21 protein-coding genes are annotated in these 25359 nt (G+C 67.3%); 10 read left to right on the top strand and 11 right to left on the bottom strand.

All coding sequences use genetic code 11. The annotated features are described in order from the left end of the window. Positions 1 to 30 precede the first annotated feature (30 nt). On the top strand, positions 31 to 1608 hold the full coding sequence (murJ, locus tag HRU76_06450) for a murein biosynthesis integral membrane protein MurJ (protein QOJ17233.1): 1578 nt from the start codon (positions 31 to 33) through the stop codon (positions 1606 to 1608). 89 nt (positions 1609 to 1697) lie between these two features. Here the strand turns inward: murJ and HRU76_06445 are convergent, their stop codons facing one another. From HRU76_06445 to HRU76_06435, 3 genes are all read right to left on the bottom strand, one after another. Continuing rightward, positions 1698 to 2513 (bottom strand): hypothetical protein, encoded by an 816-nt coding sequence (locus HRU76_06445; protein QOJ17232.1) that lies wholly within the window; start codon positions 2511 to 2513, stop codon positions 1698 to 1700. Next, positions 2510 to 3388, bottom strand: a complete 879-nt coding sequence (locus tag HRU76_06440) for a DUF488 domain-containing protein (GenBank protein ID QOJ17231.1) — start codon at positions 3386 to 3388, stop codon at positions 2510 to 2512. The genes HRU76_06445 and HRU76_06440 overlap by 4 nt, the downstream gene beginning before the upstream one ends. Before the next feature lie 121 nt (positions 3389 to 3509). Next, positions 3510 to 4964 carry a radical SAM protein gene (locus tag HRU76_06435; protein ID QOJ17230.1) on the bottom strand — a complete coding sequence of 485 codons (1455 nt, stop codon included), beginning with the start codon at positions 4962 to 4964 and terminating at the stop codon, positions 3510 to 3512. Positions 4965 to 5146: 182 nt separating this feature from the next. On the opposite strand from HRU76_06435, the gene HRU76_06430 reads away from it, so the two are divergent. Next, positions 5147 to 7654 (top strand): hypothetical protein, encoded by a 2508-nt coding sequence (locus HRU76_06430; protein QOJ17229.1) that lies wholly within the window; start codon positions 5147 to 5149, stop codon positions 7652 to 7654. A 12-nt stretch (positions 7655 to 7666) separates the two neighbouring features. Here the strand turns inward: HRU76_06430 and HRU76_06425 are convergent, their stop codons facing one another. After that, positions 7667 to 7828 carry an entericidin A/B family lipoprotein gene (locus HRU76_06425; GenBank protein ID QOJ17228.1) on the bottom strand — a complete coding sequence of 54 codons (162 nt, stop codon included), beginning with the start codon at positions 7826 to 7828 and terminating at the stop codon, positions 7667 to 7669. A 209-nt stretch (positions 7829 to 8037) separates the two neighbouring features. Between HRU76_06425 and HRU76_06420 the strand changes: the two genes are divergently transcribed. After that, positions 8038 to 8262, top strand: coding sequence for a hypothetical protein (locus HRU76_06420; protein ID QOJ17227.1), 225 nt, complete (start codon positions 8038 to 8040; stop codon positions 8260 to 8262). Between the two features lie 94 nt (positions 8263 to 8356). On the opposite strand, the gene HRU76_06415 is transcribed toward HRU76_06420, so the two are convergent. Continuing rightward, positions 8357 to 9025 carry a PEP-CTERM sorting domain-containing protein gene (locus tag HRU76_06415; GenBank protein ID QOJ17226.1) on the bottom strand — a complete coding sequence of 223 codons (669 nt, stop codon included), beginning with the start codon at positions 9023 to 9025 and terminating at the stop codon, positions 8357 to 8359. A gap of 195 nt (positions 9026 to 9220) precedes the next feature. After that, a complete protein-coding gene (locus tag HRU76_06410) occupies positions 9221 to 10333 on the bottom strand; it encodes a beta-propeller fold lactonase family protein (protein QOJ17225.1) in 1113 nt (370 codons plus the stop codon). Positions 10334 to 10600: 267 nt separating this feature from the next. Between HRU76_06410 and fabD the strand changes: the two genes are divergently transcribed. The 3 genes from fabD to fabG all read left to right on the top strand — a co-directional run bounded on the left by fabD (position 10601) and on the right by fabG (position 13252). Further along, positions 10601 to 11530, top strand: coding sequence for an ACP S-malonyltransferase (fabD, locus tag HRU76_06405; protein QOJ17224.1), 930 nt, complete (start codon positions 10601 to 10603; stop codon positions 11528 to 11530). Beyond that, on the top strand, positions 11523 to 12335 hold the full coding sequence (locus tag HRU76_06400) for a hypothetical protein (protein ID QOJ16074.1): 813 nt from the start codon (positions 11523 to 11525) through the stop codon (positions 12333 to 12335). Before fabD ends, HRU76_06400 begins: the two co-directional genes overlap by 8 nt. Positions 12336 to 12439: 104 nt before the next feature. Then, on the top strand, positions 12440 to 13252 hold the full coding sequence (gene fabG / locus HRU76_06395) for a 3-oxoacyl-[acyl-carrier-protein] reductase (protein ID QOJ17223.1): 813 nt from the start codon (positions 12440 to 12442) through the stop codon (positions 13250 to 13252). 10 nt (positions 13253 to 13262) lie between these two features. Here fabG and mscL read toward each other — a convergent pair whose 3' ends face one another. The 3 genes from mscL to HRU76_06380 all read right to left on the bottom strand — a co-directional run bounded on the left by mscL (position 13263) and on the right by HRU76_06380 (position 15754). Then, positions 13263 to 13688 (bottom strand): large-conductance mechanosensitive channel protein MscL, encoded by a 426-nt coding sequence (gene mscL / locus HRU76_06390; GenBank protein ID QOJ17222.1) that lies wholly within the window; start codon positions 13686 to 13688, stop codon positions 13263 to 13265. Between the two features lie 73 nt (positions 13689 to 13761). Further along, positions 13762 to 14634 (bottom strand): LEA type 2 family protein, encoded by an 873-nt coding sequence (locus HRU76_06385; protein QOJ17221.1) that lies wholly within the window; start codon positions 14632 to 14634, stop codon positions 13762 to 13764. A 94-nt stretch (positions 14635 to 14728) separates the two neighbouring features. Then, positions 14729 to 15754, bottom strand: a complete 1026-nt coding sequence (locus HRU76_06380) for a DUF11 domain-containing protein (protein QOJ17220.1) — start codon at positions 15752 to 15754, stop codon at positions 14729 to 14731. A 708-nt stretch (positions 15755 to 16462) separates the two neighbouring features. Here HRU76_06380 and acpP point away from each other — a divergent pair. Beyond that, positions 16463 to 16846 carry an acyl carrier protein gene (gene acpP / locus HRU76_06375; GenBank protein QOJ17219.1) on the top strand — a complete coding sequence of 128 codons (384 nt, stop codon included), beginning with the start codon at positions 16463 to 16465 and terminating at the stop codon, positions 16844 to 16846. A gap of 59 nt (positions 16847 to 16905) precedes the next feature. Beyond that, a complete protein-coding gene (gene fabF / locus HRU76_06370) occupies positions 16906 to 18165 on the top strand; it encodes a beta-ketoacyl-ACP synthase II (protein ID QOJ19126.1) in 1260 nt (419 codons plus the stop codon). A 90-nt stretch (positions 18166 to 18255) separates the two neighbouring features. Here fabF and HRU76_06365 read toward each other — a convergent pair whose 3' ends face one another. Continuing rightward, a complete protein-coding gene (locus HRU76_06365) occupies positions 18256 to 19539 on the bottom strand; it encodes a hypothetical protein (GenBank protein ID QOJ17218.1) in 1284 nt (427 codons plus the stop codon). 965 nt (positions 19540 to 20504) lie between these two features. Between HRU76_06365 and HRU76_06360 the strand changes: the two genes are divergently transcribed. Together HRU76_06360 and HRU76_06355 are read left to right on the top strand one after the other, a co-directional pair. Further along, positions 20505 to 21065, top strand: coding sequence for a sigma-70 family RNA polymerase sigma factor (locus tag HRU76_06360; protein ID QOJ17217.1), 561 nt, complete (start codon positions 20505 to 20507; stop codon positions 21063 to 21065). 160 nt (positions 21066 to 21225) lie between these two features. Beyond that, a complete protein-coding gene (locus HRU76_06355; protein QOJ17216.1) occupies positions 21226 to 24012 on the top strand; it encodes a tetratricopeptide repeat protein in 2787 nt (928 codons plus the stop codon). A 3-nt stretch (positions 24013 to 24015) separates the two neighbouring features. Here HRU76_06355 and kynU read toward each other — a convergent pair whose 3' ends face one another. Next, positions 24016 to 25332: a kynureninase gene (kynU, locus tag HRU76_06350; protein QOJ17215.1), complete on the bottom strand. Its 1317-nt coding sequence runs from the start codon at positions 25330 to 25332 to the stop codon at positions 24016 to 24018. Positions 25333 to 25359 lie beyond the last annotated feature (27 nt).

The raw sequence follows: 25359 nt of genomic DNA, 5'->3' as shown, positions 1-25359 counted from the left end.
CGCTCGACCGCCTGATGCCCTCCTTCCCCCATGTCCGACCGCTTCGAGACCAACGCGAGAACCGTGACCCTGCTGACGCTCGTCAGCCGCGTGACGGGTCTGGCCCGCGACGCGGCGCTGGCGCGGCTGTTCGGCATCAGCGCCATCATGGACGCCTTCTGGTTCGCCTTCATGGTGCCCAACCTGTTCCGGCGGCTGTTCGGCGAAGGCGCGCTCTCCGCGGCCTTTCTGCCCGAGTACACGCGGCTGGATCGTGATGACCCCGCCATGGCCCGACGCCTGGCGACGCTCACCATCGGCGGCATGGCGCTGGCGCTGGGCGGCGTGACGATCGTCGGCGAGATCCTGCTGTGGGCGCTGTCAACACGCCACGAGCACGGACACGACGCCCTGCGCCTGATGATGGTCATGCTGCCCTACATGCCGCTGGTGTGCCTGGTGGCGATCATGGGCGCCATGCTGCAGGTGCATGGCCGGTTCGGGCCGACCGCCGCGGCCCCGATCGTGCTCAACCTGTTCCTGGTCGGCGCGGCGATGGGCTACGCGCTGCTGCGACCGGACGACACGGGCGGGCGCGGACACGTGATGATCGTGTCGATCTCGGTGCTGCTCGCGGGCGTGGCGCAGGTGACCTGGTCGCTTGCGGCGCTGCGCCGATGGAAGTGGTGGGTGGGCTCGTGGGCGCAGGCGCGCGAGGCGATGGCGTCGATGCGCCGCGTGCTCGGGCAGGCATGGCCCATGTTCATCGGGCTGGGCGTGCTGCAGGTCAACGTGTTTCTGGACGACCTGATCGCCAGTTACCCGACCACCGTGGGGCCGACGATCTTCGGCATCGACTTTCCGCTCCAGGAAGGCGCGCTCACCGCGGTCAACAACGCGCAGCGTCTGTATGAGTTTCCCCTCGGCGTGTTCGGCATCGCGGTGGCGACGGCGATCTTCCCCGCGCTGGCACGCGTCAACCACGATGCGGCGCGGTTCGCCGACATCCTGCGCCGCGGCTTGCGGCTGGTGATGTTCATCGGGCTGCCCGCCAGCGCGGGGCTGATGCTGGTGCGCGAGCCGCTCACCGCGGTGATCTACCAGGGGGCGCAGTTCACCGCCGAGGACACCCGCCGCGTCGCCTTCGTGCTGATGGGCTACGCCCCGGCGATCTGGGCGTACTCGATGACGCACACGCTCACACGTGCGTTCTACGCGCGGGGCGACTCGATGACGCCCGTCAAGGTGGCGATCGGCATGGTGGGGCTGAACCTGGCGCTCAACCTGTCGCTCATCTTCACGCCGCTGCGGGAAGCCGGGCTGGCGTGGTCCACGGCGATCTGCTCGATCGTGCAGGTGCTGATCCTGCTGCGGCTGACGCGCCGCTACGCGGCGCACGTGATCGACCGCTGCGTGCTGACCAGTTGGGCGCGCACGGCAGGCGCGACGGCGGTCATGGCCGGCGCGGTGTGGAGCGTGTCGCTGCTGCTTCCCGCCGGGCCGCACGGGTGGGGCGTGACGGCGCTGCACCTGCTGGTGCTCGTGGGTGTGGGCGGGGCTGTGGTGGCGGGTCTGGCGCGGGTGATGGGGATGGCGGAGCTGGGGTGGGCGATGGGGCGTGCGGCGTGAACCAGAGTGCTTCCAAGGTTGACGACGCAACGGCGCGGCGAGGTGCGAGGGGCTCCCGCCAAGGTCGTTGCGCCGGAAGACATACTTGGTCATGGGTTGCCGTCAAAGAGCGGGCCGAGGGTTTCCTTCTCCGGCCAGAAAACTCCAATGATCACCCAAGTGCCGTGTTCGAGCACAGTGCCGACGAAGAAGTGCGTGTCGATTTTTGGTGCGCACATCTGATCGAAAAACTTCTGCCGCACTTTCTGTGCGGCTTTGTCAGGAGTCGCCCCCTCATCGACGCATCGCCAGTAGAGCGCGCCTGCTTCCCAGTCCTCGATCATCATCCGGTGGTTCCCCTTGCACCGCTCATCGTCGCATCGGAAGTGGTAGTGGAATTTCCACGGCACCTTGCGCGGGGGCTCGTGTGTCGCTGAACGGTCATCCCAGAGCCGTTGCTGCTTCATGGCGTCCAGGAATCGAGGATTCCAGTTCGCGCTGTCCGCGGCGATCTCCAAATCGAAGATCTCACGCGGGCGAATGATGCCGAGTGAGGTGCGATCCTGCTTCTGCTGCTCCCACAAAGCTTCCATTGAAGGTGCTCGCTTGCGGAGAGCGTACCTGGCTCGTTCGGCCCAGTTGTTTTGCGTGCCGATCTTCTCGCCGACAATCTTCAGCGTGTCTTCGCGCGGACGGTAGCTTTCCTTGCGGCTGTCACGGCCCGCGTGCTTTTCGGCGTCCACTTCGATCCACTGATACTTCGCATACTGCTGGCTGAAGGGCAGATCACGGAAGCGAATCGGATAGAGTCGGATGAAACTGCCCTCCTCGGTGACACCCGCAGTGCAGACGAGTTCATCGTACTTCGCCGAAGGGATCGGGTAAGTCTTGACCGTGATCAGCAGTTTCAGGCGTTCAACCGTCATGCCCGCAGCTCCAGATGCCGAATCGGGAGACGTGTCCGAGTTGAGACGGGCTTGGCGAGATGGAATCGATGGCACTCCGATGGGCATGACTCCATGCACACGAGCACGCTTGGCGCGTCCTTGACCAGGCGGGCCACCTCATCGATCGCATCGCCCTCGTCCTCAAGTGTTGTGCGAGCATACTCCGCAAAGAGCGATTGGCGAACACCCGGACGATCAAGATCCTGGCGCTCATCGCTCGTGATGCCGAGTTGCGGAAAGTGAGCGTACTCGATGCCAACATTCGAACACAGGCGTCTCAGTGTTGTCTTGTGGAACCCGTATCGACGAGAGACGGGATTGTTGCGGACGTCGATCAGTCGAACGATCCCGGCATCCATCAGCCCATTGAGAAAGCCATCGACGAGCAATCCCTCATACCCGGCGGTGTAGACAGCGACCTCGCCGCGTCTGCGCGATGCCAACTGGCGAATCTCGCTGTTGACCGTGTACCAAGGATACTTCTTATACACGTAGTCGATCAGATGGTCGTCCGTTTCCTTGCGAGTGCTCTTGGTGTGCGACTGCACAATCCGCCGAATGTCGCGCCGCACGTCCGGCTGAGTAGTGTTCGCGGCCTTCCTCCCGGCATCGGTCAGCGTCCAGCGGTGATCCTTCTCTGTCACGAACCCATCCCGAGCGAGCGCGGCCATTTCCTGAAAGAGACAGAAGGAAAACGGGCCGTACTTGTAAGGCAGGAACTGATAGAACGCTGGACCGCCGCCAGTTGTGGACTCATGACGCAGGATGAAGGCCCACTTCGTGACCGGTCGGTGGTCTGCCTCACCTCCGGATTCGAGAAGGAGTGACAAAATGGCGCGATGGCGATTCAGCATCTCATCTCGCTGGGGTTGAGGCCGCTCGAAACAAAGACAAGACTGTGGAGTCGAGGAGCATGCCTCATCCTATCGGATGCACCGCACGAGTTTGTTCAGCGTCCGCCCTGCTTGAGCCAGATCAGCACGATGTGGGTGGGTCGATCCTCTCGCAATCAGCAATCGCCTCCTCGAACGCCCTGTGTTCCTCGGCTGTCCATCCACCTGCCAGTCGTGCAATCCCGTTGTTGAAACGAGGGACCGGATCTTCCAACCGCCACGCCATCCCCTCGCGCACCACCGGCCGGTACAGCGTGTCGCGCTCCACAGGGCGGAATCCCGCCTCGCGGATCGCCTTGCGCAGATCCCACACCGTGGTCTCCTGATGCGTCGCCACGCCATCCACACCCTGCGTCAACTTGGTGATGTCGTACCACACCACCGTGCCGTCGAGGTCGTTGGCGCCCGCCTGCTGCATCACCTGCGCCATTGACAGCGTCTGCATGATCCAGAATGCCTTCACGTGCGGGAAGTTGTCCAGCATCAGCCGCGCCGCCGCCAGCGTGCGCAGGTTGTCCAGCCCGCTGGGACCGGGCAGGTGCTCCAGTTCGCTCTCATCCGGGAAGAACGGCAGGGGGATGATGGTCTGGAAGTAGCCGGCGGGGGAAGCGGGGGGGGCTGTTGACGAAGAACCCTCGCCACCAGCACCTCTCCCCGTGGGAGAGGGGAGTTTCGCACCGGGGCGTGTGAGCGTGATCGCACCGGTCGCGTCCGACTCGTACCCGAGGCGCGCCAGCGCCGCATCCTGCGCCCGGCGCAGCAGGTCCATGTGATGCAGCCGATCCTCGATCGACTCGATGTGGCCGTACAGGATCGTCGCGTTGGTGTTCAGCCCCAGTTCGTGGGCGATGCGGTGGACATCCAGCCACTCGTCGCTGCGGATCTTGCCCTTGTACGCCTCGTCATGCACGCGGTCGTCGAAGACTTCCGCCCCGCCGCCCGGCAGCGAGCCGAGGCCCGCATCCTTCAGATCCTGCAGCACGGCCCGGATGCCGTCCTGCTTCAACTTGCCGCGCTTGCTGATGCGGGCCAGATGGACGATCTCCACCGCGGTGAAGGCCTTGATGTGCAAGTGCGGCGCGACCTCGCGGATGGTGCGCATCATGTCGGTGTAGTACTCGAAGGGCAGCCACGGGTGCAGCCCGCCGACGATGTGAATCTCGGTGGCGCCGGCCTCCACGGCCCGCCTCGCCTCGGCCCGGATGTCATCCAGCGAGTGTTCGTAGGCGCCGTCCTGCCCCTTCTTGCGGTGGAAGGCGCAGAACTTGCACGACAGCGCGCAGATGTTGGTGTAGTTGAGGTGCCGGTTGACGTTGTAGTACGTCACGTCGCCATGCAGACGCGTGCGCACGCGATGGGCCAGGTCGCACACGGTCCACAGATCGGGCGTGTCGAACAGGATGCGGCCGTCGTCGAGCGACAGTCGCTCGCCCGCGTCCACCTTGGCGGCGATCGGCTCCAGCCGGGGGTCGAAGGAGGGGGGCGTCGCCCGGCGGGTGTCGCGCATCGAGTTCTCGGTCATGGCGAACGCGGTCATGGTCGCTCCGATGGCCCGTGGCGGGTGTGAATGCGGCCTCTCCTGACGGGAGCGTAGTGGGGGCGTCAACCTCGGACAACTTCTCCACCCGCGCGGGCGGATCGGCTTCAGACGGGTCGTTCGAGTGTCGATAACCCCGGACAGAAGCGCCACTTCCTGCCTTCGCACAAGGGCCGACCGCCATGAGCAACGCACCGCAGAACGCCTCCGCCGCCGTTCGATCCAAGGGCGACGCCGCACCGTCGAATCCCACGTCGCGGGGCTCCGACGCCTCCGGCTCGGTGCTGGACATCATCGCCTCGGTGGAGGCGCAGCTCAGCCGCATCCGCAGCGCGCAGGCGGAGCAGGCCGAGCAGCTGGCCTCGCTGGAGGATCGCGCCCGCGCGCTCGACGAGGCGGAAGCGGCGCTCGCCCGGCGCCAGGCGGACGCCGAGCAGGTCGAGCGTCTTCTCACCGAGCGTCACCATCAGCTCAGTCAGCAGGAGCAATCGCTCACCGAGCGCGAGGGGGTGCTGGAGGCGGCGGAGAACGACCTGAACGCCTCGCGCACCGCCCTGAACGCCGAGCGTGAGGCGCTGGCCGGCGAACGGGCTGAGGTCGCCCGGCTGCGCGAGCAGCACGCCCAGGCCGAGCAGCTGCTCAAGGAGCACTGGGACCAGTTGAAGGTCGAGCGCGAGCGTCTGAACGAGGAAGCCGAGCGACTGGAGCAGGTGGAGCGTACGCTGCGCGCCGATCTGGAGCGCACGCGCGAGCACGCCGCCCGCGCCGACGCCGACGCCGAGGCGGCCCGCCAGGAGCGCGACGCCGTCTCCGCCGAGATGGAGCAGCTTCGCGCGGAACTGGCGAACACGGGCGAGTCGCTCTCGAACACCCGGTCCCAGCTGGAGCAGGCGCGTCAGTCGCTGGAGCAGGCCGGTCGCGACCGTGCCGGGCTGGAGCGCGAACATGCCGAACTGACCGCCCGCGTGGAGAAGGCGGAATCGAACGTGGGCGAACTGATCGCGCGCGTCGAGTCGATGCAGGCCGAACTGGACGTCTCGTCGGAATCCCGCGCGGCGCTGGAGTCGGAGTTGTCATCGGCGCGGGCCCGCATCGAGGCGGCGGAGGCCGAAGGGCTGCAACTGGCGGAGCAGGCGGAGCGCGAGCGCGACGAGGCCCGTCGTCGCGCCGCCTCGCTGGAGGCGACCATCGCCGAGCGCGACGAGACGATCTCCCGGCAGTCGTCCACGCTGGAGGCGGCCAAGGCGCGCCTGGAGGAGTTCGCCGCCGCCATCGGCGAGCAGACGGAGCAGATTCAGCGCGGGGCGGAGGCGCTGGCCGCCGTGCGCGACCTGCGGCAGCAGGTGGCCCGGCTGAAGGAGGAGCTGGCGAAGGCCAAGCTGGCCGCCGATCCGGCGGAACTGGAGCGGCGCGAGGAGCGCATCCGCGAACTGACCGAGGCCCTGCGTCAGGCGCGAGGCCAGACGGTGGCGGATGACGACGACCTGGCCAGGCGCGACCGGCGCATCGTCGAGCAGCAGGCGGAGATCGACGCGCTGCGCGCCGAGCTGGAGCGCGCCCGCATCGACGCCGAGGAGGCGCGTCGCGGAGCCGACGACGCCAGGGCGGACATCCGCGTGGAGTCGGATGACCGCACCATCGCGCTGCAGGCGCGCATCAGCGAACTGGAGGCGCTGCTGGCCGCGGCGGAAGCGCGGGCGGCCTCGGCCGTCACCGGCAAGAGCGATCAGCACGCCCGCGAACTGCGCGAGAAGGCGGCGATGCTGCGACAGGCGGCGGAGCACCTGCGGCGCCGGAAGAGCCGTCTTTCGCGCGTCCGTCGACTGCTGCGGGAGCACGCCCGCTCCAGATCGCCCGAGTCGATCCAGCTGGCGTCACCCGCCACGACGCCGAACCGACCCTCCCGCGAGGAGACCGAGGAGCGCATGCGCCTGGCGGCCCGCATCCAGCAGGAACGCGAGGCGCTGGCCGAGGCGGCGCGAGCATTGGCGGCATCCGAGAAGGCCATGATCCGCAGGTGGGCGCGTCCCCGCGCCGTCGCCACGGTGGCGTGGCTGACCATCATGGCCGCCCTGGTCGGGGTCGGCTCATGGTTCGCGGCGGACCAGTTCTTCCCCGCCGTCTACACCGCGTCGGTGACCATCCAGGCCCAGCCGCGGCCTGGCTTCCCGCTCACCGATGAGCAGGCGGCCCAGTGGCAGCTCTGGCACGCCGGTCAGCTGGAGGATGACGCCTTTCTTCGCACCGCCGCGCGACGGTACGCGGATCGGCAGATGCCCATGCTCTCCGACGACGCCTCGCTGCGCAGCCACCTCAAGGCGCATCTCACCACCGACTCCACCCGCGATGGCGAGCTGGTGCTGACGATGAGCGGCAGCGACCAGCCGACGCTGCTCACCACGCTTGACACGCTGGCGATGACGCTGGTCTCCGAATCACGCCGACAGGCCGGCAAGCGGCCCGACGGGGCGCGCACCGAACTCGTGGGCGAGCACCAGCAGGACGGACAGACACGCTACGCCCAGATCAACCCCACGCCGATCGAGGATCGTCGGCTGGAGCGGGCCGGCGTCATCTTCGGAGCGGGATATGCCGCCCTGCTGCTTCTGACGGGACTGGCCTACGTGCGTCTGAGCCGGGCCAAGCGCATCTTCGACGAAACGGACCCGGCGGCGGAGCCCATCGGCTGACCCGACGCGGCGTCACTGGGATGGATTGAGGTCCGAGGCCGCCTCGGAGATTCCTTCGCCCACGGCCTTGAGGTCGCGTCCAGCGCCCTCGATGGTGTTGCAGCCGGTCAGCGCCGCCAGCATCAGGGCGAGCGCGGCGGTTCCGATGATGATGCGAAAATTCTGATCCCGCATGGCGACTCCTCATCGTGATGCGTTGCCGACGATCCGACTCGGCGATGCCGCTGATTCTACGTCGCCGAGGTCCGAATGGATCGTGAAACTGGGCAAACCCTGCGGGCTGAAGGCGACTGTTCGGTCGGATGACGGACCACGGGACAGGTGCGGGGCATCAACCGATCCGATGCTGCAAGGTGGTGGACGGCTGAATCGGAGTGACCACGATGTCGCACGACCTGACCACGCCTGATCGAACCCGGCCCCGCCTTCGACTGGTCCGCCCGGACTCTCCCGCCGCGCCGCCGGGCCCGGACTCACGAACGATCGACGCCGGAGCCGAGGCGCTGTACGCCATCGAGTGCATGAGTCGTCGGATTGACGACCTGGCGCGGGCCTTCAACCTGCCCGGTCCGAATGACCCGGCGGATCGTCGCCCGCGGGCGGCGTGAGCGCTGACGCCTTCATACCCAGGCAATGGTGCAACCAATGAACAAGCCGCACGGCGGCGTGCGGCTTGTCGTGGATCAGGTGGATGGGCGTTGATCAAGCCCGACGACGACGAAGCGCCGCGAAACCGGCCAGCCCCAGCAGGGCCAGCGCGCCCGGCGCGGGCACCACGTTGCCGTTGATCACCACTTCGCCGATGCAGAACAGCTCGGACAGCCCGTTGTTCCGACCGTCGTGAACGAAGTTGGACAGGATCACCTTGTTGTCCGCCAGACCGTCGAGCGACGAGCCGGTGATCTGCACCCACTCGTCATTCGTGGTGATGTGCGTGCTGACGAAGGTGGCCGTCTGCCCGGCGATGGTCACGTCGAAGCTGGCGATGCAGCCCGGAATGCTGTTGCCGCTGTCGAAACTGAACAGCGTGATGTCCTTGAAGGTGTACATGCCGTCCAGATACAGGGTGATCACAGGCCTGGCGAAGGCGTTGTTGGCGAACAGCTGGGTGTCGCCGGGGCTGGTGCCGGGGCTGCCGTCGTTCAGCGTGCCGGAGCCGCCCGTGTAGTCGGCGCGGGTGAAGCTGATGCCGTTGGCGCTGCCTGAGCCCGTGTCGGTGATGGTGCCGTTGTACGTGTGGGCCCAGCCGCCGAAGCCGGACCGTGCGGCGTTGATCACATCGTAGCGGACGATGTTCAGCGGGTTGCCGGCCGACGCGCCCAAGGCAACCACGCACGCCGCGGCGGACGCCGCGAAAACTGACTTCTTCATCGACTTTCTCCTCTCTCAGGGAATCGAAATGATCTCTCCCGAAGCCGCCGAGCGAATCCCGGCGTGCTGGCTTCGAAGTTCCACCGTACGGGAAAGCACCGACTGTGTCAATCGATTGCCTGATGACTTCGATGACCCGTGGTCTGACGGAGCAATTGCCTGTCCTACACAGGTTGCCCATTCTGACATCGGCTCTCACTGCTTCAGCGTGACAGGCGTATACCCCAGCCCGTCCGGCTGCTTGCCCGCCTTGAGCCGCCCGGAGATCGACATGCTGCGCAGGTCGAGCACCGTCACGATGTCGGCGTTGGTGTTGGCCACAAAGGCATGCGTGCCCCCCGGCAGCACCAGAATGCCCACGGGCACCGGGCTGTTGCCGAACTGATCGGTGAAGAGACGGTCGCTTGTGTCATCCACGGGTTTCTCGTTCATGTGAATGCGCCTGATCTCACGGCGCTCCCTGGCGTCGAAGACCGCCACGTCGCCCGAGTTGGCGTTGGAGACCAGCACCCTGGCGCCGTCGGGAGTGAACTTCAGGCGGATCGGGAAGGTCGGCGAGTCGAGCGTCGCGATCACGTCCAGCGACTTGGCGTCCACCACGCTCACGGTGTTGCCCCGGCGATTGCTCACCCACACCTGCGAGCCGTCGGGCGACACGTCGATGCCTTCCGCCTCCGGGCCGGTGGACACCTGGCCAAGGCGCTCGCCTTTCTCCAGGTCAATCACGGTCATCGAATGCGATCCGATGTTGGCCACGAACGCGCGCGTGGCGTCGGGCGAGAGCGCCGCCATGTGGCTCACCCTTGCCTCGGTGCCGATGGCGCGCTCCACCTCGCCCTTCCCGACATGGACCACCAGCAGCATCTGCTCCGCCTCCGCGGTGACGACCACGCGCTCCCCGTCCGGCAGGAACACGATGCCGTGCGGACGACGGTACTTCTCCAGGTCGATCATCTTCGTCAGCGTGCCGGTGGTCAGGTCAATGACGCTGAGGGTCTGGCCCGGCTGACCCTCGCCGTAGTTGGCCACCACGGCGGTCTTTCCATCGGGCGATACGGCCACCTCGTGGGGCCCGACCCCGGTCGGCACGCGCTTCATCTCCACGCCGCTGGCCAGGTCGATCAGCGAGGCGCTGGCCTCGGACTTGTTCAGCACGATCAGCGTTCCCGTCACGCCCTCGATCCCCTTTCCCGCGGCGGGCTTATCGTGCTTCTCGATGGGCATGCCGGTCCCGGGCGACTGAGCGGCGGACGAAGCAGCCACTGACGCGAGCAGCAGACCGAATGCGAGACGGATGACGGGGCGCATGGGTGTTCCCTCGGGACGTTGAACGGTTCCCTGAGCAAGTGTACCGGTGATGCCGCTTCGCGGATGAGTTGAGCCGCCACGGCCGGGCGATCACATGATTTTCAAAGCGAGCCGCGACCGTCAGGGAGCGGGCGGGGCGCTCGCTCCACTAACCGTCACCTTCCCCCCAGCAAGATTGCGATTGCACTGTCCACCGCTGGACCGCCGCGACCCGCATCCGCCCCGCGCTACAGTCACGCCTTCCGGCGACGAGACGAGGAGACGCGCATGAGCGAGCAGATCGCGGTGCTCTGCCCCGGCCAGGGGGCGCAGGCGATGGGCATGGGACGAACGTGGGCCGAACGGAGCGCCGCGGCCAGACGCCTCTTTGAGCAGGCCGACGCCATGCTTCGGGTGGAACTGGGAGGCGCCCTCTCCGACCTCTGCTTCAACGGGCCGGAAGAGCGTCTCAATCGCACGGACATCTCGCAGCCGGCGATCTATGCCTGCTCGATCGCCTCATGGCACGGACTGATCGAGCGTGGAGCGGATTGGACGATCGCCGCCGCCGCGGGCCTGTCGCTGGGCGAGTACACCGCACTGCACCTGGCGGGGGTATTCGACTTCGAGACCGGGCTGCGGCTGGTGGCGACCCGCGGACGGCTCATGCAGCAGGCGGCCGAGGCATCGAAGGGGGGCATGGTGGCCCTGATCGGGGCGGACGAGCATCAGGCCCGCGAGATCTGCGACGCCGCCGCCCGGGGCGAGGTGCTGGTGCCGGCGAACTTCAACGCACCGGGCCAGATCGTCCTGTCCGGGCACGCTTCCGCGTGCGAACGAGCGTCGCAAGTGGCTTCTGAAAAAGGGTTTAGAGCAACTATTCTCAAGGTGGCCGGGGCCTTTCACTCCCCGCTGATGCAGCCCGCGGCGGATGGTTTGGCCGACGCGCTGGCACGGGTGGCGCTCACGCCCCCTTCGACGGTGGTCTGGTCCAACGTGACCGCCCAGCCGCATCTGGCCGGGGACATGGAACTTCTCCGCACCCGCCTCGTCGAACAGTTGGTGAACCCCGTCCGATGGTCGCAGTCGTGCGAAGCCCTGACGGCGCGGTATACTTGTGAATGCCACGAGTTGGCCCCCGGAACGGTTCTCCGCGGGTTGATGCGACGGATCGACCGCAACAGAAAGGTCACGAGCCATGATGAACCGGATGCCTGATCGACGCCTCGGCTGGCTGCCCCTGGGCACGATGGCCTTGGCGAGCGTCGCCGCGACGCTGACGCTGGCCGGCTGCGGTGAAGACCCGCCCCCGCCTGTGGTGATCAACAACACGCCGCCGCCTCCCCCGCCTCCGCCGCCGCCTCCGAGCGTGGACCAGCTCCGCGCCGAGATGAACATCGACGAGCGGGTCAAGGTGGATCGTCTGACCACCAACAACCCGCAGGAAGTGCGGGCCATGCTGCGCTTCTTCGACGCCTGGGTGAAGGGCGACGCCAACACGGTGCGCGAGATGCTGCGCCCCGAGGAGCAGGCGGCCCTGGATGACCTGCTCGCCTCGGGCCAGTGGCAGCGCGGCGTGGCGGGCATCAGCGAGGTCCACATCGTCACCGGCTCCAACCCGCAGATCACGGGCGTCAGCACCGGCGCCGGGGCGCTGGCGGTGCTGGCCATCTTCACCGTGGACGACGAGTTCGAGCCCACGCTCTGGTACATGGACTACTCGGTGGACGGGCCGGAGTTCGTCTCCGCTCCCACCCCGCCGGACATCCTGCAGCGCATCAGCGGCGATGACATGATCGCCGCGTGGCACAAGATCATCGAGGAAGAGATCGCCCGCGCCAGCCAGCCGGACGTGGACATCACCGTCCCGCAGACGGTGCTGGAGCAGCGCGGCGGGCCCGGCGGCGATCCCAACGCCCCGCCCGGACCCGGACCCGGCTCGCCCCCGGGGCCCGGCCCCGGCGCGCCCCCCGGCCCCGGCGGCAACCCGCCAGGCGGACCCGGTCCCGGCGTGCCGCTCTGATCGCCGCCCGCATCGTGTGATTCATCGCAAGGCGTCGTCTTCGGACGACGCCTTGTTTTCGTGACGCGCCTCGACGAGGTCGCGTCCCCGTCGCGGGCGCGTGTATGATCCGGGCCAGGCGACGGAAGGTGCGAGCCGGACGCTCCCGCCCGATCGCCTGTCGAGTTCAGGAGCCGCCGTTGAGCGAGAAACGCGTCGCCATCGTCACCGGAGCCAGCCGCGGCATCGGCCGCGCCATCGCCGAACGCCTCGCCGCCGACGGCAAGCACCTGGTCCTGGTCGCCCGTTCGGCGGAGTCGCTGCACGAAGTCCGCGAGCGCGTCGAGTCGGCGGGGGGAAGCGCGGAAGTCGTCACCTGCGACGTGGGCGACGGCGACGCCCTGCAGCAGGCCATCGAGAGCGCGGCGTCCAACCACGGGCGGCTGGACGTGCTGGTCAACAACGCCGGCATCACCCGGGACGGGCTGATCCTGCGCATGAGCGACGCGGACTTCGACGAGGTGATCCGCGTGAACCTGCGTTCGGCGTTCATCGCCTGCCGCGCCGCCGCCCGACCGATGATGCGCGGGCGATTCGGGCGGATCATCAACATCGGCTCGGTGACAGGGCTGATGGGCAACGCGGGCCAGGCCAACTACGCCGCCGCCAAGGCCGGGCTGGTCGGGATGACCAAGACCATCGCCAAGGAACTGGGCAGCAAGGGTGTGACGGCCAACGTGGTGGCCCCGGGGTTCATCGAGACCGACATGACCGCCGCCCTGCCCGAGACGGTGAAGGAGGAGTACGCCAAGGTGATCCCCGCACGTCGCTTCGGCCAGCCGGAGGAGATCGCGCACGCGGTGTCGTTCCTCGCCAGCGACGCGGCGGGGTATATCACCGGCCAGGTGCTGACGGTGGACGGCGGCCTGGCGATGTGACGGATCGGCCTCACCGCCGCGCCAGCGCGTCGCGGATTTCGGTCAGCAGCTTCACTTCCTCGCTGGGGCCGGGCGGGGGGGCGGCGGGCTTCTCCTTCTCCATGCGCTTCTTGGCGGTGTTGATCGCCTTGATGAGCAGGAAAACGGCGAACGCCACGATCGTGAAGTTGATGATCTCGTTGATGAACACGCCGTACTTGAGCACGACGGCGGGTGCTTCCTTCACGCCTTCCGAGGCGGCCACGGCCTCCTTGAGCACCAGCGTTTTGTCCGAGAAATCCACGCCTCCCAGCAGCAGGCCCAGGGGCGGCATCATCACGTCGTTGACCATCGACGAGACGATCTTGCCGAAGGCGGCGCCGATGATGATGCCCACCGCCATGTCCACCACGTTGCCGCGAAGGGCGAATTCCTTGAACTCCTTGATGAACGGCATCTGCACTCTCCTCTGGCTCGATCGAGAGGCCGATTCCCACCAGGAACCGCGCCGGCTCGAAGCGTGATCGGGTCTATCGGGTGAAGCGCGTGTCGCCCCCGCCGCTGAGCGGCAGCGTGAGGGGGCCGAAGGGCGTGGTGACGCTCAACTGACCGGACACGCCGTAGGACGCGCCGCGCCCCATCAGCACGTTGAACAGCCCCGCCCCCGCGCCGCGGGGCGAGAACGACAGCGGCAGCCGCAGCACGGCGTCCCGGCCCGGCGCGATCGTCGCCGCCTGCGCCAGGTCGGTGCGGGCGACCTCGGTCCCGCCCAGCGATAGGCCATAGGCGATGCGGCTGACATCCACGCCGAACGCGTTGGGGTTGCCCAGCCGCAGGTTCACCGTCGCCGAAGCGTTGGCGAACGTCAGTTCCCCCCACTCGATGGAGTCAACGCTCACCGTGGGCGGCGCGGGCACGGGCAGTTCGCCTTCCTTCTTCAGCGGAACCTCCACCCGGCCCAGCGCTTCGGTGTCCAGCGAGATCACCGAGTCCACGGCGTAGGGAACCATCGCCCCAGGCCTGATGCCCGATACCGCCTGCATCAGGTCAGCGAAACGGATGGTGGCGGGCAGGGCGAAGTCGCGCGACGCCTTGGCGGGAATCGTCCCCTGCGCCCCGGCGGCGCCGGTCAGAAAAGTCGCCTGCCCCGACGAGAGGGCGTAGGTGATGTCGGCGACTGGCAGCGGAACGGCGTACGGATTGGCCACGCGCACGCCCACTTCGACGCTGGCGGACTCAAGCGACAGCCCGGTGACGCGCAGGGACGTGATGTCCGCGGTCGGCCTGGGAGCGTCGGCGGCGATTGACCGCAGGGTTTCGCACCCGATCGGACCGAGGCAGGCAGCCAGCCCCATCGCGGCGGCCAGGAGCGGACGGACCAGACGATCGCACAACGACCCCATGCGGACTCCCTCGTCTCCCGGCCTGATTGTGAAGGACGGTGCGGCGGTTTCCCGCCGCACCGTCGGGTCAGTCAGCAGTGCTCCGAGCCGCCAATCACTCGTAGATGTTGGTGGACTCGGTCTCCTCCACCGGCCTGGTCAGCTGGTCGGCGGTCATCGAGACGCGGAAGCGGACGTCGCCCGCCTTCACGTTCTTGACGATCACGCGCCAGGTGGCCTTGGCCTGCGGCGCCAGCGAAGCCAGCGGCTCGAAGGTCAGGACCGGGCCGGCGACCGTGCCGCGGGTCGGGCCGGAGTTCGACTCGTGCGTCTGGTTCGGCTCGACGGTGGCCACGATGCGGATGTTGGTGGCCGGTGCGGAGCCCTGGTTGGTCACCGTGATGACGTAGGTCTCGGTGGTGCCGACCAGGTCCGGATCCTCGATGTCGATCACTTCGAGGAGGAGGGCCGGGATGCCCGAGTAGACCGTCTGGGCGTTGGCGGTGACGGCCTCGGCGCAGAAGGCGCGGGCGACGGCGGTGTTGTTGAGGGCGCCGGCGCTGTCACGTGAAAGCGTGACGGTCACCTTCTTCGAGGCGCCGGGCTTGAGCGTACCGGCGTTCCAGGTCACCTTGCCGTTGGCGAACGCGCCGCCGTCGCTGGCGCTGATGAACCGGGCGTCGGCGGGCACGGTGTCCTCGATCATCGTGTCGCGGGCGTCGCCGTCGCCGGTGTTGGTGACGGTGATCTCATAGGTGGCGTTGCGACCGATGAACTCGCGGGCCGGGCCGGTCTTGGTGATGCGCAGCGCGGGCTCGCGCACCACGGTGGCGACGGGCTGCGACGAGGCGTTGTAGCCGCCGGTGGCGCTCACCGTCGCGGTGTTGGAGTAGTTGCCCTTGGCGGCGGCCTTCACCCTGGCGGTGTACTCCTTCGACTCGCCGGCCTTCAGCGTGCCGACCGAGAAGGAGATGGCGTTCTTGCCGTCCAGCGTGGTCAGCCCGTTGGGCAGCGGGTCGTTGATGACCACGTTGTCAACCGAGCCGGTGCCCGTGTTGCGCACCACGAAGCGGTAGGTGATTTCCTCGCACTTGAGGACTTCCGCCGGGCCCGTCTTGGTGATCGCCAGGGCCGGCTGCACCACCGGAACGTGGCGCAGAGCAGCGAGTTGTACGTCACCGAGGCGCACGAGCCGACGGTGCCTTCCTTGGTGGCGGTGGCGTTGATGCGGATGGTCTTGGACTCGTTCGGTCCCAGCGAGCCGATGACCCAGTTGTACGTACCGGCGGTGCCCGCCCGACCCGCCGGGGTGGACGAGTTGATGGTCAGAGCGCCTTCCAGCTGCTCGGACACGGCCACGTCCTTCAGGGTCAGGCCCGTCAGGTTGGTGACGACGATCAGATACTCATAGGGCTGGTTGAGGCGGACCTCTCCCGGAACGCCCTTCTCAATGCCGATGGCGCTGGTGCGGGCATCACCCGTGGGGTATGCCAGCGACGACCAGGTCATTCCGCCTCCCGACATGGAGGGCCAGCCGGCCCGCTGCGCCGGGGCCGACTGCGTGGCCGTCGTAGACGACGTGGACTGCGTGGATTGGCATCCGATGTTGGTCAACGCTGACAGTGCCAAGGCCGCCAGCGCGACGGGCGTGAGGAGACGCCTCATGTGTTCTCTCCTGCGATAGGGTGAGGTGTATGCGGTTGACGACGGGTGTTGGCCGAACCACGAGCAAGCCCCGACCATCTCCGCACCTTGATGGCTCCCCGCTCGCGTCGGCCCTGATGGCTATGTGCAGAGGATTGGCGAGGTTGCGTGAAATGTCAAGGGATTCCACCCCCGCGCCGGGTCGATGAGGGACGATTCCCCGTCCCCGGAACCCGAAGCGAAGCGCCCCGGATTGAAACTGGCTCAGGGACACGCTACCATCGAGGCCCAACCGCCCCGCCGGCGGGCTGGCTCTTCCTATCGCAGGAGAACGGACGTGACGGAAGCCGAGATCGAAGCCAAGGTGATCGACATCGTCGCCGAGCAGATGGGCGTCGACAAGAGCGAAATCACCCGGGAAACCAACTTCACGAACGATCTCAACGCCGACTCGCTCGACACCGTCGAACTGGTGATGGAGTTCGAGGACGAGTTTGAGACTTCCATTCCGGATGAGGAGGCGGAGAAGATCCAGACCGTGGGTCAGGCCATCGAATACATCTGCAAGGCCGCCGGAAACAAGGGCTGAGCGGACCTGGCCGGGTGGGCATCGACCCCCCGGCCGCTCCCGGACGGCCCATGCCGACGATGAACCCCCGCGCCCCGAGACGCGTCGTCGTGACGGGACTCGGCGCCGTGACGAACCTCGGCCCCGACATCCCCGGCTTGTGGTCTGCGCTCGTCGCGGGCAGGTCCGGCATCGACACCATCACCGCCTTCCCCCAGGATGACCAGTGGACCGTCCGCATCGCCGGCGAAGTCCGCGGCTGGAACCCCGGCGCGGTCATCGAGCACAATGAACTGAAGCGAATGGACCGCTTCTGCGCCTTCGGGCTCTGCGCCGCCGTGGAGGCCGCCCGCGACGCGGGCTTCGACCCCAACTCGGGCGACCCCTACCGGCACGGGGTGGCCATCGGCTCGGGCATCGGCGGCATCATCACCATCGAAACCGGACACACCAAGCTGCTCGAGACCGGCCCCCGCCGCATCAGCCCCTTCACCGTGCCCAAGCTCATGGTCAACGCCTGCGCGGGCAACGTGTCGATCCGCTTCAACCTGCGGGGGGCCAACACCTCCACCGCCACCGCCTGCGCCACCGGGGGGCACGCCATCGGGGCGGCCTTCCACCTGATCCAGCGGGGCAACGCCGACCTCATGTTCGCCGGCGGGTGCGAGGCCGCCGTCACCCCCCTCTGCATCGGCTCATTCGCGGCGATGAAGGCCCTCTCCACGCGCAACGACGCCCCGACCAAGGCCTCACGCCCCTTCGACCGCGACCGCGACGGCTTCGTGCTGTCCGAGGGCGGCGCGGTCATCGTGCTGGAGGAACTGGAGCACGCCCGCAAACGCGGCGCCGCCATCTACGCCGAGGTGCTCGGCTTCGGCGCCACCGGCGACGCGGGCCACATCGCCGCCCCGGATGAGCAGGGCGAGGGCGCCCTGCACGCCATGAAGTTCGCCTTGCAGGACGCCGGTGTGAACCTCGACCAGGTGGACTACATCAACGCCCACGGCACCTCCACCCCCCTGGGCGACGCGGCGGAGGTCAACGCCATCAAGCGACTCTTCGGCAGCCACGCGAAGAAACTCGTCGTCGGCTCCACCAAGTCCATGACGGGCCACGCCCTCGGGGCCGCGGGCGGCATCGAATCCGTCGTCGCCATCCTCGCGGCCAGGAACGACGTGATTCCGCCCACCATCAACTGCGACAACCCGGATGAGGGCTTCGACCTCGACTTCGCCGCCAATCACGCCCAGGAGCGGCCCGTCCGCATCGCCCTGAACAACACCTTCGGCTTCGGCGGGCATAACGTGTGCCTGGTGTTCGGGAAGTACGTGGGCGGATGATCGCGGCGTCTTCCCCTCCGACGTGACGCTTGGCGTCCGCGCCGATCGTGCACACAGTCGTCGGCGCTCCCGAACCGCATCCAGAAGGCGCTATTGATCCCGCCGCTCGGTGCGTTGCCGCCAGAGCCGGTCATAGTCCCGGTCCCACGGCCGCGGCGGGGGGTTCTTCACGAAATCCCATTGAGGCAAACGGGCGATTTGATCCCCCGTCAGGTGCGGCCGCACTTGACCAATCTGGGCCTGGTTGAGGGCTTCTCGCTCATAACCGATCGACTTCAGGGCCTCCCACAGCTCCTGATCGTTTCCAATGGGGCTGGGCTTGCCGGCATACATGGACCAGTATCGAAAGTGAATCGTCTCCACCATCCGTTCACACAGAACTGCATGATGATTGCTCCAGTTTTGGCGAAGCATGCTCATCACTTCCCGCTGGCCGTCAGAGAGGTCATCCATCGCTTCAATCACATCAAAGAGTCGAGTTGCGGCCGTCGGGTCGGGATACACCTCTGGGTAGGCGGCCTCCAGGTACCGTTCCCGAATGACCGGCTTGAGAGGATCATCCACCCGAGCGATCAGTCGCTCGATCCATTCGCGATTCACTTCAGCCAGTTGCTCTGACGCGGTGACACGGGCACGCCCGAATCGCTCTTGAAGCGCGCGGATGCGCTCTCGAAATTGGTGTGCTCTGAAGCTGTCCGGCTCCTCCTGCTGCAGGCGCTGTTGAATCTCGCGAATCTCAAGGAGATTCCACTCAAACTCATGCGCGGCGTTCGTGGCCTTCCGCAGCGCGCTGAGGTAGAGCGGCTCGTACTCGTTCACGAAGTCGATCCATGGAACATCTTCGATCGCGAATCCCTCACCCAGCGCGACGAGATCAATACGTCCCTCCGGAAACTGCGACATGAAGGCCGTCAGGCGCGCACGGGCAAGTCCTCGAACGACCAGCGGCCACCGCGCATGCTGGTCCTCGTGAAGCACGGCCTGAAAGTGAGAAAGAAATTCCTGTTCATGTATCAGCACGCGCCGTCGAATCTCGCCCATGCGGTCACGCAGTTGCTGGAAGTCTTCCCGAATCCGGGACACCGGAACGCCGGGCAGATTGGTGCGGCGGATGGCATCCGCCTCCTCGCGATGAAACTCGCGGATTTCGTTCTGAAAGCGCTCGCGGCGCTCCTTCACGTACGTGTCGTACAGAAGACGAGCAATCAACTCCTGTTCGTTGGTCAGATGCAGACGCTTGGAAGCACGGAGGAACTGGGACTCACTGATCACCGTGGGAATCCGGTCCCATGGTGAATCGATCGTGTCCGGTTCCTGATGGCTTGCCGCCATCAGAACCAGAAGAAGGATGTTCAACGGCGTGACAGACTTCATTGCAGTTCCAGACGCTGTCGCGTGACTAAAGCCCTCCGCCCCCAGCCGGATTGCACCACAGGACGATCCCGTTGGCGCCGGCGGCTCCGGGCGAACCGTTCACGCCGTTGCTTTCCGACACTCCGCGTTCACCCCCGGCGCCACCCTGACCCGGACCGTCTCCATCGCCGCCCTTCCCGCCCCTCCCGCCATTCGCTCCGTTGCCATTGACCGAATCTCCCCCTTTCCCGCCGTCGCCTCCGTTTCCACCCGGTCCACCCATTCCGACTTCATTCGGCCACAGATCTCCCCCAGCGCCGCCCTCGCCTCCCTCACCCCCAGTTCCACCGTAGGGGTTCGGGCCGCCATTCCCGCCATCACCACCTCGACCTCCCAACTCGCACCCGAGACCACCACGTCCACCATCACCGCCGGCAAATGTTGCCGTCTGTCCGGGCAGGGCGGTCGATGCCCATCCGCCGTCGCCCCCTCTTCCCCCTACGCCGCCCGCAGTACCACTATGGCCACCATTCCCACCATGACCGGCGCGGCCAAACGAGACGTCATCCCACGTGTTGGCGCCGTGTCCGCCTGGACCACCATCGCCGGAGACCGATTGATCGTTCGAAGTCCAGCCATCGCCACCACGCCCCCCATCAGGTCGGTTGGTGTTTGATGCGTGAGCTCCTGGATATCCGTGATATCCATCGGGATGGTCTTCGTCTCCGGCGGCACCAAACGTGTAACCGGGTGGATAACCCTGCCCACTCGCTCCGGCGGCAGTCACCAAAGCCCTGACAACGAGAAGGATTGTCGCGGTCTTTCCACAGATCGTGTCGTACCTCTCTTCTGAATCTGAGAATGCCATCCGCTGGCTTGGGAACCATCCGTTTCAGATGTTCGTATCGGACGCTGGGAGAATCCTCCCCGCAGAGGAATAACGCCGCCCACCACGTTGTTGCGTCATCCAAGATCGGAGATTGCACTTGTTTCGCCCGGATCATCCCGACGCCGCCGCCGCCCGCGAAGCGGTCCAGCGGCTGATTGATCGGCTGGAACCCCTGATCCGCCGTCGGTTCCGGTCCCGCGTACGGTCGGTCCAGCACCTCTACGACCTGGATGATGTGATGGCTTCGCTGCGAAGACGGATCGACCGCGCCTGGGTCGTCGGTCGTTTCGGAGGGGGCGTGCCGGACGAATCCACGCTGACGAAGTACACCCAGCAGGCCGCGACCCACATCGTCGCCAGTGCGATGCGACGGGAGCGCCGGCAACAGGCGCGGATCCGACACGCTCAAGGCCTGGGGGTGATTCCTCGAATGAGCGGGTTGGAACCGCATCGGTCCCCGAACTCGGATGAACTGGAGCGGCTGCTGGCGCACCTTCTCCAAACGCTCGAGACGGAGCAGCAGGCGTTGCTGCGGCTCTGGGCGCGTGGATACTCGCACCGGGAGATCGCGGTCCACCTGGGCCTCTCCGCTATGACCCTGAGGACGCGCCTGCAGCGCATCAAAGCCACGGTTCGAGTGCCTGTCTCGGGCAACTGATCGAGGCGCCGCCCGCTGGCATCCACAGGCCACCGCACATTGGACATCCGGCTGGATACGCTTTGCCGGTCGTGCAACGCGAATTCGGGAAACCACCTTGCCAATCCCTGCGAACCAGCCGGTTGGCTGATGGGCTGTGCATTTCGGGATCAATCACGCCATGACCACGACGCCCGATGACCCCCGTGAATCCGAAACCCTCGCCGACGCCCCGCCCGGCGCCGCATCGGACATGGTGGGGTCGGCGATCGGCCCGTACCGGCTGCTGCAACTGATCGGCGAGGGCGGGTTCGGCGCCGTCTACATGGCCGAGCAGCGCGAGCCCATCAAGCGCAAGGTCGCCCTGAAACTCATCAAGCTGGGCATGGACACGCGGCAGGTGATCGCCCGCTTCGAGGCGGAGCGCCAGGCGCTGGCGATGATGGACCATCCCAACATCGCCCGCGTGCTGGATGCGGGTGCGTCCGCCGCGGGTCGCCCCTACTTCGTGATGGAGCTCGTCAAGGGCGTGCCCATCACGCAGTATTGCGACACCGAGAATCTCTCCACGGATCAGCGGCTGGACCTGTTCATCCAGGTCTGCCACGCGGTGCAGCACGCCCATCAGAAGGGCATCATCCACCGCGACCTCAAGCCCGGCAACGTGCTGGTCACCCTGCACGACGGAAGGCCCGTGCCCAAGGTGATCGACTTCGGCATCGCCAAGGCCACGCACGCGGAGCTGACGGACAAGACCGTCTTCACCGAGTTCCGCCAGTTCATCGGCACGCCCGAGTACATGAGCCCGGAACAGGCGGAGATGAGCGGGCTGGACATCGACACCCGATCGGACATCTACGCCCTGGGCGTGCTGCTCTACGAACTGCTCACCGGCACCACGCCCTTCGATCGGCGGCGGCTTCGCGCCGCGGCGGTGGATGAAATCCAGCGCATCATCCGCGAGGAGGAGCCGCCCAAGCCCAGTACGCGGCTGAGCACGATCATGTCCGGCTCGATGCGAGAACCTTCCGGCGCCGGGGGCGGCGCGGCCTCTCCCGTGGCGGGAACGCCCGGCTCGTCCATCCACGACATCGCCCGCCACCGGCGAAGCGATCCGGATCGACTCGTCCGCGAGCTGCGCGGCGACCTGGATTGGATCGTCATGAAGGCGATGGAGAAGGACCGCACCCGTCGGTACGAAACCGCCGCGGGGCTGGCGGATGACGTGGTCCGCCACATGACGAACCAGCCGGTGCTGGCCGGTCCGCCGACCACGGGGTATCGCTTCCGCAAGTTCGCCCGGCGTCATCGCGGGGCGATGCTCGCCGCGTCGGTCATCGCGGGCGTGTTTCTGCTGGGGCTGGTCGGCACGACGACGGGAATGATCCTGGCGATGGCCGCATCACGCCGCGCGACGGAGGCCCAGGAGCAGTCGAAGCTGGCGATGATCGAGGCGCAGGAGCAGGCGGCGCTCTCGCAGGCGGTGATCGAGTTTCTCAACGACGACCTGCTGGGGGCCGCCGAACCATCCGGCGCCGCCGGTACGGGACGCGGGGTGCTGCTGCGGGACGTGCTCGACAAGGCCGCCGCGCGCATGGAGCAGGCCGCGGCGGTCGGCGGGCGCTTCGCGGACAAGCCCCTGGTCGAGGCGACGCTGCGCCACACCATCGCGCGGGCGTACCTGGGCCTGGGCGAGCTGGAGCCCGCCGGACGTCACGCCGAGCAGGCGCATCGCGTGCGTGAGGCAACTCTCGGCCCCGATCATGAGAACACGCTCAAGGCGCTCAACACCATCGGCGCGGTGGCCATGGCCCGCAGCGATCACGGCGCGGCGGAGGCGGCCTTCAGCCGCGGACTGGAGCGGGCGCGGAAGTCGCTGGGGGCGGACCACCCCACCACGCTGGGGCTGATGAACAACCTGGCCGCGTGCTACGAGGCGCGCAATCGACACGAGGACGCCGAGCCGCTCTTCCGCGAGGCGCTCGCCCTGTCGGAGAAGGCGCTCGGCCCGCTTCACAACATCACGCTCAGTTCGCTGGGCGGGCTGGCGAACCTGACGCTCTCCATGTCGCGCTATGAAGAGGCGTACGAACTCGCCCAGCGCGTGCTCGAGGGATATCGCAGGGCCTTCGGACCCGACCACCCCAACACGCTCCTCGCCCTGCACAACCTGGGCAACGCGGCGGGCGGCCTCGGTCGGCTGGAGGAGGCCGAGGCGTTCTACCAAGACGCCCTCGAACGCAAGACGCGCGTGCTGGGGCCGTCCCACCCGGACACCATCACCACCATGCTCACGCTCGCGATCCAGGCGAGGCGCCAGGGGCGGCACGCCGAGGCGGAAGCCCGGCTGCGCGAGGTCATCGACGTGTCGGAGAAGGCGCTGGGACCGGAGCACTCCTATACGCTCACCGCGCGCATCAACATCGTGCTGCTGCTGGTGCAGCAGAACCGGCTGGACGACGCCGAGCCGCTGGCGGAGGACACGCTCTCGGCCCTGCGCCGCAGCCGCGGCGAACTGAACGGCGGCACCGCGCTCATCCGCACCACGCTGCTGCGCATCTACCAGGCCCGCGGAAGACATGATGAGGCGCGGCGTCTCGCCTTCGACTACGCCAACATGCTCAAGCACGCCGGCGCGTCGCCTGACGCCAGCGCCGAAACGCTCAACAACGCCGCGTGGGATCTGCTGACCATGGAGCCGCCGGAGGCCCGCGACCCCGTGGCTGCACTGGAGTTCGCCAGGCGCTCCAACAACCTCACCGATCACAGAAACCCCGCGTACCTTGACACCCTCGCCCGCGCCTGGTTCCTCACCGGCAACGTGCGCATGGCCGTGGAGACGCAGCAGCGGGCGCTGTCGCTGGTGCCCGAGGGAGCCGACATCCGCGATGAGATCGAGCAGCATCTGCGCGAGTTCGAGGCCCAGTTGCCGGGCGGCGCCGGCGGCCAATCGGACGGCGCGGGCTGAACGTCACCGCAACTCAGTCAGCGCCCGCGCGAAACGCCACGCATCGAGAAACGTGTTGTACAGCGGCGCGGGAGCGACGCGGATCACGTTCGGCTCGCGGAAATCGCACACCACGCCCGCGCTCGTCAGCGCCTTGAACCGCTCGCGCGGCCGGTCGTGCACCAGGATCGACAACTGGCACCCGCGAGCGACCGTCTCCCGCGGCGTGATGACCTCGAACCACTCCGGCCGCTCGCGCTCGATGAGCCAGCGCAGGTAGGGCGTCAGCCCGTCGCTCTTGACTCGCAGCGCCGCCATGCCCGCCTCATCAAACAGATCGAGCGACGCCTTGACCGGCGCCAGCGCCAGAATCGGCGGGTTGCTCAGTTGCCAGCCGTCCGCCGTGGGCACGGGGCGGAACTCGTGCTCCAGGTGCATGCGGAAGCGCGTGGCGGGGTCGTTGCCCCACCAGCCGCCGTAGCGGGGCAGGGTGACATCGCGCGCGTGACGCTCGTGGATGAAGCACCCCGCCACCGCGCCGGGACCGCTGTTGAGGTACTTGTACGAGCACCAGCAGGCGAAATCGACGTCCCACTCGTGCAGGGCCAGCGGCACGTTGCCCACGGCGTGGGCCAGATCGAAGCCGATCATCGCTCCCGCGTGGTGGGCGGCCCGCGTCAGCCGCGGCATGTCCAGCACCTGCCCGGACAGAAAGTTCACGCCGCCCAGCAGCACCAAGGCGATGGAGTCGCCCCGCTCGCGCAGCACCTGCTCGATGTCGTCCTCGCGGATCAGGTGCTCGCCTGGGCGCGGCGAGACTTCGATGACCGCGTCGCGCGGGTCGAATCCGCGGCAAGCCACGTGCGAGCACACGGCGTAGGTGTCGGACGGAAACGCGGGCGACTCCATGAGCACGCGGAATCGCTGCCGCGTGGGCCGGTAGAACGACACCATCATCAGGTGCAGGTTGACGGTGAGCGAGTTCATCGCCACGACTTCGTGCTCGCGCGCCCCGACCAGCCGGGCCAGCCCGCCGCGCACCACCTCGTGATACGGGTACCAGGGGCGGCGCCCCTCAAAGTGGGCCTCCACCGCCAGCGACGCCCAGTCGTCCAGTTCCTCCATCACCAGCGTGCGCGCATGCTTCGGCTGAAGACCCAGCGAGTTGCCGCACAGGTAGATGACATCCGACCCGTCCGGGCGTCGCGGAATCAGGAACCGCTCGCGGAACGTCGCCAGCGGGTCGGCGGCGTCACGATGTCGCGCGAAGTCCTCCGAGGCGTCGTCGAACGCGGGCGCCGGGGATGCCGGGGGCGCGGGGGGCGAAGGGGCCGGTGTCATGGCGACACGATATCGGGGATGCGCCGA

The sequence above is a fragment of the Phycisphaeraceae bacterium genome, assembly GCA_015709595.1.
Lineage (GTDB): Bacteria > Planctomycetota > Phycisphaerae > Phycisphaerales > SM1A02 > CAADGA01.
This window is presented reverse-complemented; position numbering and strand designations above follow the sequence as displayed.

Bases quoted from the DNA above. Each gene is read 5' to 3' on its own strand.
- murJ (QOJ17233.1), top strand. From the start codon at position 31: ATGTCCGACCGCTTCGAGACCAACGCGAGAACCGTGACCCTGCTGACG.
- HRU76_06445 (QOJ17232.1), bottom strand. From the start codon at position 2,513: ATGACGGTTGAACGCCTGAAACTGCTGATCACGGTCAAGACTTACCCG.
- HRU76_06440 (QOJ17231.1), bottom strand. From the start codon at position 3,388: ATGCTGAATCGCCATCGCGCCATTTTGTCACTCCTTCTCGAATCCGGA.
- HRU76_06435 (QOJ17230.1), bottom strand. From the start codon at position 4,964: ATGACCGCGTTCGCCATGACCGAGAACTCGATGCGCGACACCCGCCGG.
- HRU76_06430 (QOJ17229.1), top strand. From the start codon at position 5,147: ATGAGCAACGCACCGCAGAACGCCTCCGCCGCCGTTCGATCCAAGGGC.
- HRU76_06425 (QOJ17228.1), bottom strand. From the start codon at position 7,828: ATGCGGGATCAGAATTTTCGCATCATCATCGGAACCGCCGCGCTCGCC.
- HRU76_06420 (QOJ17227.1), top strand. From the start codon at position 8,038: ATGTCGCACGACCTGACCACGCCTGATCGAACCCGGCCCCGCCTTCGA.
- HRU76_06415 (QOJ17226.1), bottom strand. From the start codon at position 9,025: ATGAAGAAGTCAGTTTTCGCGGCGTCCGCCGCGGCGTGCGTGGTTGCC.
- HRU76_06410 (QOJ17225.1), bottom strand. From the start codon at position 10,333: ATGCGCCCCGTCATCCGTCTCGCATTCGGTCTGCTGCTCGCGTCAGTG.
- fabD (QOJ17224.1), top strand. From the start codon at position 10,601: ATGAGCGAGCAGATCGCGGTGCTCTGCCCCGGCCAGGGGGCGCAGGCG.
- HRU76_06400 (QOJ16074.1), top strand. From the start codon at position 11,523: ATGCCTGATCGACGCCTCGGCTGGCTGCCCCTGGGCACGATGGCCTTG.
- fabG (QOJ17223.1), top strand. From the start codon at position 12,440: ATGATCCGGGCCAGGCGACGGAAGGTGCGAGCCGGACGCTCCCGCCCG.
- mscL (QOJ17222.1), bottom strand. From the start codon at position 13,688: ATGCCGTTCATCAAGGAGTTCAAGGAATTCGCCCTTCGCGGCAACGTG.
- HRU76_06385 (QOJ17221.1), bottom strand. From the start codon at position 14,634: ATGGGGTCGTTGTGCGATCGTCTGGTCCGTCCGCTCCTGGCCGCCGCG.
- acpP (QOJ17219.1), top strand. From the start codon at position 16,463: ATGAGGGACGATTCCCCGTCCCCGGAACCCGAAGCGAAGCGCCCCGGA.
- fabF (QOJ19126.1), top strand. From the start codon at position 16,906: ATGAACCCCCGCGCCCCGAGACGCGTCGTCGTGACGGGACTCGGCGCC.
- HRU76_06365 (QOJ17218.1), bottom strand. From the start codon at position 19,539: ATGAAGTCTGTCACGCCGTTGAACATCCTTCTTCTGGTTCTGATGGCG.
- HRU76_06355 (QOJ17216.1), top strand. From the start codon at position 21,226: ATGACCACGACGCCCGATGACCCCCGTGAATCCGAAACCCTCGCCGAC.
- kynU (QOJ17215.1), bottom strand. From the start codon at position 25,332: ATGACACCGGCCCCTTCGCCCCCCGCGCCCCCGGCATCCCCGGCGCCC.